10 protein-coding genes and 1 pseudogene are annotated in these 8901 nt (G+C 66.3%); 3 read left to right on the top strand and 8 right to left on the bottom strand.

The genetic code is table 11. The features are described from left to right. From ABZV34_RS31470 to ABZV34_RS31445, 6 genes and pseudogenes are all read right to left on the bottom strand, one after another. Positions 1-253: pseudogene (locus ABZV34_RS31470) on the bottom strand (methyltransferase, FxLD system); the annotation flags it as partial. 375 nt (positions 254-628) lie between these two features. Beyond that, on the bottom strand, positions 629-1426 hold the full coding sequence (locus tag ABZV34_RS31465; protein ID WP_356284121.1) for an aminoglycoside phosphotransferase: 798 nt from the start codon (positions 1424-1426) through the stop codon (positions 629-631). Positions 1427-1489: 63 nt separating this feature from the next. Then, a complete protein-coding gene (locus ABZV34_RS31460; RefSeq protein WP_356284118.1) occupies positions 1490-1633 on the bottom strand; it encodes a hypothetical protein in 144 nt (47 codons plus the stop codon). A gap of 4 nt (positions 1634-1637) precedes the next feature. Then, positions 1638-1823, bottom strand: a complete 186-nt coding sequence (locus ABZV34_RS31455) for a hypothetical protein (protein ID WP_356284115.1) — start codon at positions 1821-1823, stop codon at positions 1638-1640. Next, positions 1820-2461 carry a radical SAM protein gene (locus tag ABZV34_RS31450; RefSeq protein ID WP_356284112.1) on the bottom strand — a complete coding sequence of 214 codons (642 nt, stop codon included), beginning with the start codon at positions 2459-2461 and terminating at the stop codon, positions 1820-1822. Before ABZV34_RS31450 ends, ABZV34_RS31455 begins: the two co-directional genes overlap by 4 nt. A 446-nt stretch (positions 2462-2907) precedes the next feature. Next, entirely contained in the window at positions 2908-3336 is a 429-nt protein-coding gene (locus ABZV34_RS31445; protein WP_356284109.1) for a hypothetical protein, read from the bottom strand. An 825-nt stretch (positions 3337-4161) separates the two neighbouring features. On the opposite strand from ABZV34_RS31445, the gene ABZV34_RS31440 reads away from it, so the two are divergent. Next, complete coding sequence (locus ABZV34_RS31440) at positions 4162-5391, top strand: helix-turn-helix transcriptional regulator (RefSeq protein WP_356284107.1); 1230 nt, start codon at positions 4162-4164, stop codon at positions 5389-5391. Here ABZV34_RS31440 and ABZV34_RS31435 read toward each other — a convergent pair. Both ABZV34_RS31435 and ABZV34_RS31430 read right to left on the bottom strand, forming a co-directional pair. Further along, positions 5372-6034, bottom strand: coding sequence for an HAD family hydrolase (locus ABZV34_RS31435; protein WP_356284104.1), 663 nt, complete (start codon positions 6032-6034; stop codon positions 5372-5374). The two genes, ABZV34_RS31440 and ABZV34_RS31435, sit on opposite strands and share 20 nt — an antisense overlap. Positions 6035-6078: 44 nt before the next feature. Continuing rightward, entirely contained in the window at positions 6079-6852 is a 774-nt protein-coding gene (locus ABZV34_RS31430; RefSeq protein ID WP_356284101.1) for an ADP-ribosylglycohydrolase family protein, read from the bottom strand. Positions 6853-6900: 48 nt separating this feature from the next. Between ABZV34_RS31430 and ABZV34_RS31425 the strand changes: the two genes are divergently transcribed. Further along, a complete protein-coding gene (locus ABZV34_RS31425) occupies positions 6901-7128 on the top strand; it encodes a hypothetical protein (RefSeq protein ID WP_356284099.1) in 228 nt (75 codons plus the stop codon). A 258-nt stretch (positions 7129-7386) separates the two neighbouring features. Further along, positions 7387-8802, top strand: coding sequence for a CBS domain-containing protein (locus tag ABZV34_RS31420; protein ID WP_356284096.1), 1416 nt, complete (start codon positions 7387-7389; stop codon positions 8800-8802). Positions 8803-8901: the final 99 nt, after the last annotated feature.

Raw genomic sequence — 8901 nt, 5'->3', positions numbered from 1 at the left:
GCATCATCGCCTGGATCTGCGGGGCGGAGACCGAGCTGAGCTGCACGCCGTGCTCGTCGGTCTTGGTGATCACGGCGGCGTACGTGTCGTACGCCTTTTCGAGGGATGTGTCGGGGGTGAACGCGTGGCGGGGCACCGTGCGCATCGCCGCTTCGATCTCTGGCGACGAGATGGTGCCGTCCGCGCACAGCTTGTCCACCACCTTGTTCCGCAGGCGGGTTGCCTCGGCGGGTTCGACGGTCAGGTTGGTCATGAACTTCCTTCGGTCGTACGTGTTCGAGGGAGGCTGGCACGAGCGCGCCGGCGGGGCCGGGGAGTTGTTGGTGGACGTTCTCCGTTCTGGTCTGCTCGCGCAGGGCGACGCTGCCGTGGACACGTGCCAGGGTTCGCGCGCTGGTAGAGCGCCGCTCGACGGTCCGATCAGTGATCAGGGCCGCCGAGCGGCCGTCTAGGTGACGGACGCAAGGTCGTCCAGAGCGACGACCTCGTAGTCCCGGAGCTCACGAAAGAGCTGGCTCGCCGGAATCCACCCCATCTGAGGGTGTCCGAACGGGAGGAGCGAGCGCACAGGCTTGTGTTGCCGCATGTTGTGGGCGGGAGCCACTGAACGGTGTGAGGGACGGATTCGCTACCTGCGGTGTTTCTCCCAGGCGTGGGCCGCTTTCTGCATCGGCGTCGCCCAGTCGTCCTTGCTTTCGTCGGCGATGGAGTCCCACAGGAGACGTTGGACGTGGGCGAGGACGCGGAGGCCTTCGGCGGGCGCGTGGCGCCATGCCGGGTGGGCGGCTGCGGCCTGTTCTGCCTGGTGGCAGGTGTGGTCGTGCGCGATCAGCCACAGCAGCCATAGCGCCGGGTCGATCCATGCGGCACCGGTGGAGGACCATCCCCAGTCGACGATCAGTGCCTGGTCTGCGGTGATGAGGACGTTGTGGGGGTTCCATTCTGTGTGGAGGAGGCTGTCGCCCGCGAACCAGGACAGGTCTGCAGGCTCCTTCACGTACGTGCGGTACCGATGGGTCATCGATTTCAGTTCAAGGGCCGGCGCGGGGATCTTAGAGAGTCGGATCATGCTGGCCATGACTGCGGGCAGGTCGTGCGACGCGGGCGTGTAGTCGGCGTGGCGGCCCTCGATGTACTCGAAGCCAAGGACGCTCCAGCCGCTTTCTTCGACGTGCCACAGCAGGTGAGGAGCGATGTCTTGGACGTGAGGGCTGATCAACGCCTCGCGTTTCTGTGTCCACACACGCGGGTGGTCTGCGGGCAGGCCCTTCACGAACAGGGTCCGGTCAGGCGTGTGCACGCGGGCGGCGATGCTGCTGTTCAGGCCTGCGCTGATGGTGCCGACGTCGACAACCGGGGCGCCGGTGGCCTGTTCGATCAGCCGCCGCACAGTGTCGGGCAGGTCGGTGAGCCGCTGCGTGGGCATTGAGAGGGACCTCCAGAGGAGTGGTGCCGGGGCCGCGGTCCTATTGCGGCCCCGGCTGGCGTCCTAGTTGTACGGGTTGTCGTCGCTGCAGCCCGGCAACGTGTCGGTGAGCAGTGCCTCCACGTCGTCGATCAGGACGACGGCGTCGGGGTTGTGGCCGGCGGGGGTCTGCGGCTTGCGGGTCAGTTCGACCATGACAGCGGTCATGTAGCTACCTCTCTCCGTGCTGGCAGTAGTTCTGGAGTGGTGCCTTCGCCTCCTGGAAGACCTTGGCCATCGGTCTGCAGACACGGCAGGTGCCGGACACTGTGCAGCCGCTGCATCCTCCGGTGCGAAGCATGAGGGACTCGGCGATGTCGCCGAGCCGGGCCAGGCCTTCCACACCCTCGGTGATCAAGTTGATGTTCGGCTCGCGGCCGACCTTGCAGATCGAGGCCCGTCCGAACGGATCGGCGTGGAAGAACGTCTGTCCGGCCGGGCAGCCGGTGAACGGCTCCCGGTGGCTGAGGTACTGCGGAGACTGCGAGGGCAGCGGCTCCGCGCCCCATGGATGGTGGGCGAGATGTTCGCGTACTCGCGGAATGGCAGGTCGAGGCTGCGCGCCCAGGCCCGCATGTCGTCGATCTCATGCACGTTGGCCTGGACGACGATCAGGGACAGATCGACGTTCAGTCCGGCGTCGATCGCCATGCGCAGGCCGCGGGAGAACCTGCCGAATGCGCCTCGGTTGCGGGTCACCGAGTCGTATGTGTCGGCTGTCGCCCCGTACATGCTCACCGTCAGTTTCGTCGGCGGGTAGGTGCGCAGCAGGTTCAGGATGTGGTCCTTGTGCAGGCGGGACCCGTTGGACAGGATTTCGATCTGCATCCCCAGCTCGTAGGCGAGCCGGTACGCCTCCGGAAAGTCGGGGTCGATGAGGGGTTCCCCGCCGGTCATCTGCAGCCAGATCACGCCCGCATCGCGCATGACAGCCAGCAGATTGTGCTTGCCGTCCAGATCCAGTCCCTCGAAGCGTTTCTCCCCCAGATAGCACATCACGCAGTCGTAGTCGCAAGCCCAGGTTGAGCTCCCACGTAGCGCGGCTGAACTCGCAGGGGCCTGCCTCTCGCATCAGGAGGACGTCCTCCATGCTCCGTCCGGCCAGGTCCAGACTCCACTGCGCTCGGACCGCATCGACAAGCCACCTCGGCACCGTGCCGGCCACCGTCCTGCGCAGCTCCTCGAATCGGGCCGCCGGGAGGACCAGGGCCTTTCGGCTGCCCTGCCGCAGGACGAGGCGCCGCTCGCCCGCCGGTGCTGCTACCAGTTCGTGCACGTTGATTCCCTTCCAGGAGGAGAGGATCCGGTGCCAGGCCACACGGGGGTTGTGACCTGGCACCGGGAATGAGCCCGGCACTGCGTCCCTGAGCCGTGGGGGAACACGGAATGGTCCAGTGCCGGGAGCACCCGCCCCGAAAAGAGACGGGAGTATGGACCCGGCCTCACCGTGTCGGGCCGGACAGGTAGGCCAGGAACACGCCGCGGCTGCCGAGGAAGTCGAGCAGTTCCTCGTACGCTGCGTCGTCCGTCGTGATGGCCGGCCGGCCGATCGCGACGATGCCGTGCGCGAAGCCCTGCGCCGCATACCGCGAAGCCTCACCGAAGCTGGTCCGGTCCGTGACCGGAGGGGCCTGACCGAAATCCCAGAACGAGCTCAACGCGAGCTTCCAGCCCTCTCCGCGCACATGGGCCTCAATGAGTTCTTGGTCCGCCCGGCGCTCGGCGACAGACGAAGCAAGCACGTACGTCGTGACGCGCACCGTACGCCGTGCCCTCTCGATGACTTTCTGCTCGTACGCGCTGCGCAGGTTCTCCAGCCGCTCGTCAGCGAGAGCCGGGGAGAGGCCAGGCGATCCGTTGCTTGTGCTCACGTCGCGTTCCTCGCGGTAGAGGGCCCTGCAGCCGGGGTGTCAGGTCTGAGGTCCTGGCAGCAGGGCGGACCGTGTAGTGCAGCTTGGACCAGCTGCTGCACACGGATATCAGGGTGATGTTCATGAAATGTCCGAGGCCTTCGTGCAGGATCGAGGCCATGCCTGAATTGGTCGGAGACGTCTCTCAGAGGCCAGCGCGCCATCGCCACTCCCCGCCCGCTCTCAGCCTCCATCGACGGCGTCCGCATCTGGGAGCTTCCGAGTGAGCCGTCGTCGATGTCAGCCAGGCGATGTCGTTGGAACAGACGAGAACCGGGAGGACTGCGGGGCCGCCTCCGTTCTCCAGCGCGTTGGTGATCAGCTCGCTCGTCAGCAGTCCCATGGGCTCGATGAGTTCAGGTATTTCGCAGAGACGGAGCCTGACGGCGATGGGCCGGCGCATCTGGCGAAGGCGAAGGGCATCTGGGGGCGACATCGGCTGGCAGGGGATGCATAGCTGTCGCTCGAACAAAACGGCCACGACATCGCGGCGATCACAACGTAGACCGTGCATCGCCGTCAAAGTTGGGCCATTGGTCGAGCACCGGGCTAGCACGATCGCCTCCTGACAGACAACAGGGTGAGAGGGCGTGGGCACACCTCGATACGTGCCGTAGCTGGGGATCACGGTGAGTCAAGAGTGGCCCTGCTGGTGTCCTATGCCGAGGACTTTCAGAGGTCTTTTACTGCGCAAGAATGGGACTTTTAACGGGACTCTTCAATGATGTCTAGCGAGAAACAGGGCCCGCTGTAACACTGTCGAATGAGGCAAGACGGAGGTGCGCAGTGGTACGGCCTGCAGGTAATATTCAGCTCAAGTCCGCCCGAATGGCGGCAGGTTACCCATCTCAGCAGTCGCTTGCAGACGCGCTCGGAGTGGGAGTGCGCCAGGTGCGGCGTTGGGAGTCCGAGGCACCGCCGTGGCCCCAGCCAGAGGTGGGGCAGTCGCTTTCGCGCTTGCTCGGCCAGGACCTTGAGGTGCTTGGATTCATCGCACCAACTCGTGCGGCACCTCAAAGAGGACGCCGCTCTGCACTGTCCACGGCAGCAGCCGCGGTTGGCTTGGCCATGGTTCCAACACAGGCCGCCGCCCTGCTCCAACCGGCGAGCGTGATGATCGATTTTGAGGCGGTCACGCGCTCGCATCGGCGTCTGTACTGGTCAGTTGCTCCCGCAGCACTGCATCCCTCGGCTATGGCACACGCCGCTCTGGGCCTTGTTCTGCTCTCCGAGACCGCAGGGCAGACTCGACGGGGAGTCGCCGCAGCACTCGCCGAGACGTACCTTCTCGCCGGCAGGATTGAGTTTTTCGACCTTCGCGAGCCGGAGCAGGCAACGCAGACGCTGCTACGTGCCCTCCAAGCCGCGGGCGAGGCGGATGACCCGCTCCTCGGTGCCGCAGCGCTCGCCCACACAGCCTTCATTCCGGCGTGGGGCGGACGCCGCGATGAGGCTGTTGAGCGCATGGTGGCTTCGCGTACGTACGCGCGCCGCGGGCCTGCGTCAGCAGAGTTCCTTGCCTGGCTGGACGCGGTCGAGGCGGAGTGCGAGACCCGGTGCGGCAACACGCGCCCTGCGCTGCATTTGATCGGCCACGCTGAGGATGTATTAGCCGCGGGCTCCGAGCACGCTAATCCCCCATGGCTGGACTGGTTCAATCCTGTACGGCTAGCTGCGTTTAAGGGCAATACGCAGCTGAGGGCCGGACATCTGCCGCAAGCACGCGAGACCCTACTCGCCGTACTCGGCGCACTGGGTCCGAGCGAGGAGAAGCAGACCACCGTTGTACTCGGCGACTTGGCCGCCGTAGAGGCCTCTGCCGGACAGCCTGAGGAGGCCTGCAGGTACGCGCTACGAGCACTCGATCAGCTGGAACGTACCTGGTATGCGATGGGAATGGACCGGGTGCGGGAGGTGCGGCGCGTGCTGGCGCCGCACCAGAACGAGCGGTGCGTGCGAGAGCTGGACGACCGGCTGTACGGCTGGTCGACGACCGTCAGTGCGCTGACTCGTTGAAGTTGAGGATCAGTCCGGGCAGCTCAAGGAGACTCTCGATCCTGAAAGCCGGGAGTTTTTCGGCTTCTGTGGTTCGCCACTGAATGGTTGCCCATGGGCCGCGATGCACCAGCGCGGTGTGCATGCCTGCCGCGACCGCTGGCCGCAGGTCGTTGTCCACGCGGTCGCCGACGTAAAGGATCTCGTCATTACGGAAGGGGACAACCGCGGCAACGCGCTGGAAGAATTCGGGGGCCGGCTTGCTGGCGCCCCAGTCGTCCGAGGTGCCGATCAGGTCGACGTCCTCGGTGAACAGCTCGCGTAGGAGCTTTCCGGCACGGATTGTCTGATTGCCGGCAATGCCCAGCCAAAGGCCGTCCGCCCGTAGACGCCGGAACGTTGGCCGGACGTCCTCGTACAAATCCCGCTCATCGAACACCTCCGGCTGACCGGCGGCCACCCGAAGCTCGCGCTCCTCAGACAAGTCGAAACCGGGTCGGAACTCCTGGAACACCTCTCGGTAGTCGCGGCCTTGCGCGATGACCGCGCCGAACATGGCATGAAAGGTATGCCGGGGAACGCCGAGCCAGTCGGCCCAGGTGCCATACTCGCGGGTCTCGTCCACCAAACACTCACCGACATCGAACACCACTGCACGAATCATGACGGCAGCGTATCCGCGGCGTCGTCGAGGCAGGAGTCGGTGGGTCACCCGCCGGGGTAGCGGTCCCACCAGTGCGGGTCCCAGCCCGTGGTGTACTCGCTGCCGCTGGGGGAGTCAGTGAGCTGGGCGATGAGGTCGCGGGCCAGGGTGTCGAGGACCCAGGCCAGTTCGTGGCGGCTAATCAGACCGGTGGGCAGTGCCTCGACGCCGTGTGTCGCTCCGAGCAGTGCGCCGACCACGCAGGCGACTGAGTCGCCGTCCGGCGCCCCGGCGGCGAAGCGCAGTGCGGCGTTCACCTGAGCGGGCTCGGGGAAGGACGCGGCGACATACAGGCCGCCGAGCAGTGCTGATGGCGCGGTGGCGTCCGGCGCGAGCTTCGCGAGCCGTCCCGCGTCCGCGGGCTGATCCTCGGCCTGCCGCAGTGCCGTGATGAGCCGCTTTTTCTCGGCGTTTGTCAGGCCGGGGTCGGCCTCGGGAAGGGCATGTATGCCGTCCGTCAAGGCTTGCCGCACCTGCGACCGCTCGCCGGCCAGAGAACGCTGCATCTCCGGGGTGCTGGTCAGACAGTGGTTGACCAGCACGGCCGCATGGGCTGCCGCGGACTGCGCGGCTGGGTCGCCGTGGGTGAGGGCGGCGATCTCCCGGGCCAACTGGACCGACTGCGCCGAGCCGTGTGCGGCGCCGACCACAGCGACAGGAAGCGTGCGGGTGAGCGCGTGGCAGCCGCGGCTCGTCGTCGGCATCCCCATGTTTCCCTGCTCGGTCTTGGACAGGGCGGTCACGGTCGCCGGTGCTGAACCGCGCCGCTCGGCCAGCACGGCCGTCGCCCTGCAAAGGTCGAGGCCGTCCCGCGTCAGGTGCGCGCCGTGAGCAGCGACGCTTGCGACAAGGCGACCGAACTGCCGTGCACCATCGGGTTCCTGGAGCGGTCCGAGGGACGACTCGTCAAGGCCCGGCGGATGCTCGAACCGCCGCACGACGACATGTGCGTGGTCTACGGCCCCGACGACGAGGACACGACGGAAATCGCCGCCTCCCTGGCGCGAGTCCGCATCACCCTGGACGATACCCATCGGGAAGCACCGGAGACTTGACCGCCATGAGCCTGCCAGGACTCCACGGCACTTGGATGGGAATGGCCATGAAGGGATCCAGCATCGTGGACGGCGCGGGCTGGAAACCGATTCGCGCCGCGTGCCGCCTGACGCCCGTACAAGACGCCTTATCCGCGGAGACACAGAACCAACGGGCTGGTCGCAAAAAGCCATGCGTATCGCCCACATCTGCTGGCATATCTGGGGGCAGCAGCTGCAGCTCCCCCTTTCCCCTTACAGCAGCAAGGCATAGGTGACATGTCTGATTCCACCACCGGTCCCGCAGAGACACAGTCCCGCGCCCGCTACCTGCTCGACGGTCGGCGGGTGACCATCGCCGACCTGCTCGGCAGCGGACTACTCAAGGAAGGGGCGAGGCTGCGGTTCGTCCGACCCCGCGTCGGCGAGTCGCACGAGGCCGTGGTCACACCCCGGGGATGGATTCGGCTCTCGGACGGGGAGGAGTTCCGTTCGCCTTCCAAGGCCGCCATGGTCGCCGTCGGGAACGGAACGTTCGACGGCTGGGAGGCGTGGCAGGTCGACGACGGCAGATACCTCACACAGTTGCGTCAGGAACTGCTCGACCAGGCGGCCGAGGAGGCCGACCCCACGGCACCAGAGAAGGAGCACCAGCAGACATCCGTGTCGCCCAGGGAGCGGCACGCACGGCTGAAGGAAGCACGTGAATCGGCAGAGTCAGGGCGTCCGTTGTCCCTGTCGGTGCCGGAGCTGCTGGCCTGGTGGGGCGCGACGGGCCGAGGCGCCGTCAACGACCAGATCCAGGCTGAACTTGCCAACCACAGCCTGATCACCTCACCCGAATTCGACAAGGTATCCCTGACCGCGATAGTCCGACTGGTCAAGGCTGCGGAAGAGCAGACCGAAGGCATTCCCCTCGCCGGATCGCCAGTGACGACCGCGGCGCCAGCCGGAGTGTCCGAAGAGCTGGATTCACGCGAGACGGGATTGACCGTCGGCACCCTGCCGTCCGCCCTCGCCGGCATCGTCAGTGTCAAGCCGACGGCCACGTTCGAGGAGGTCATCACGCTGATGGTCCTCCACGACTTCTCCCAGTTGCCCGTCCTCGCCGGTCCACACAACCTGCGGGGATACGTCTCGTGGAAGTCCATAGCGCGCGCCCGCCATGCCGACCCAAGCGCCCACCTCTCCCAGGCGATCGTGGACGCACGCGACGTCCGCTACGACCACGACCTGATCGACGTCCTGCCCTCGCTGGTCGAGCACGACTTCGTACTCGTCAGGGACCAGCACAACGCGATCGCCGGGATCGTCACCGCCGCCGACGTCGCCCAGGCCTACGGCGAACTGGCCGGGCACTTCCTCCTGATCGGCGAAATGGACCGTCGGCTGCGACAGGTCATCGCGGGGGCATTCACCCTGTCCGAGGTCACCGGCCTGTGCGACCCGGCGGGTGAACGCATCACCTCTTTCGGGGACATGACCGTCGGCGACTACCAGCGGGTGCTGGAGAACCCGGGACTGTGGGAACAGCTCGGATGGCCGCTCGACCGCAAGGTCTTCATTGCCCGGCTGGAGGAGATTCGCCGGATCCGCAACAACGTCATGCACTTCAACAGCAGTGATCCCCTGCCGAAGACGGACGTCGACAAGATCCGGCATCTGAACAAGCTGCTGAGGGAGTACGGAGAATAACCCTGCCCACGGCACTCCAGCAGCTTGTGGGCGGTCGGGTCGTATCGGGCGATCAAGGCGTACAAGTTCCGCTGGAGGCTGGCGAGTACGTCTGTGGGG

The sequence above is a fragment of the Streptomyces sp. NPDC005195 genome (assembly GCF_040608315.1).
GTDB classification, from domain to species: Bacteria; Actinomycetota; Actinomycetes; order Streptomycetales; family Streptomycetaceae; genus Streptomyces; species Streptomyces kaempferi.
The sequence above is the reverse complement of the archived record's forward strand: the minus strand, read 5'-3'. Positions and strand labels throughout refer to the sequence as shown.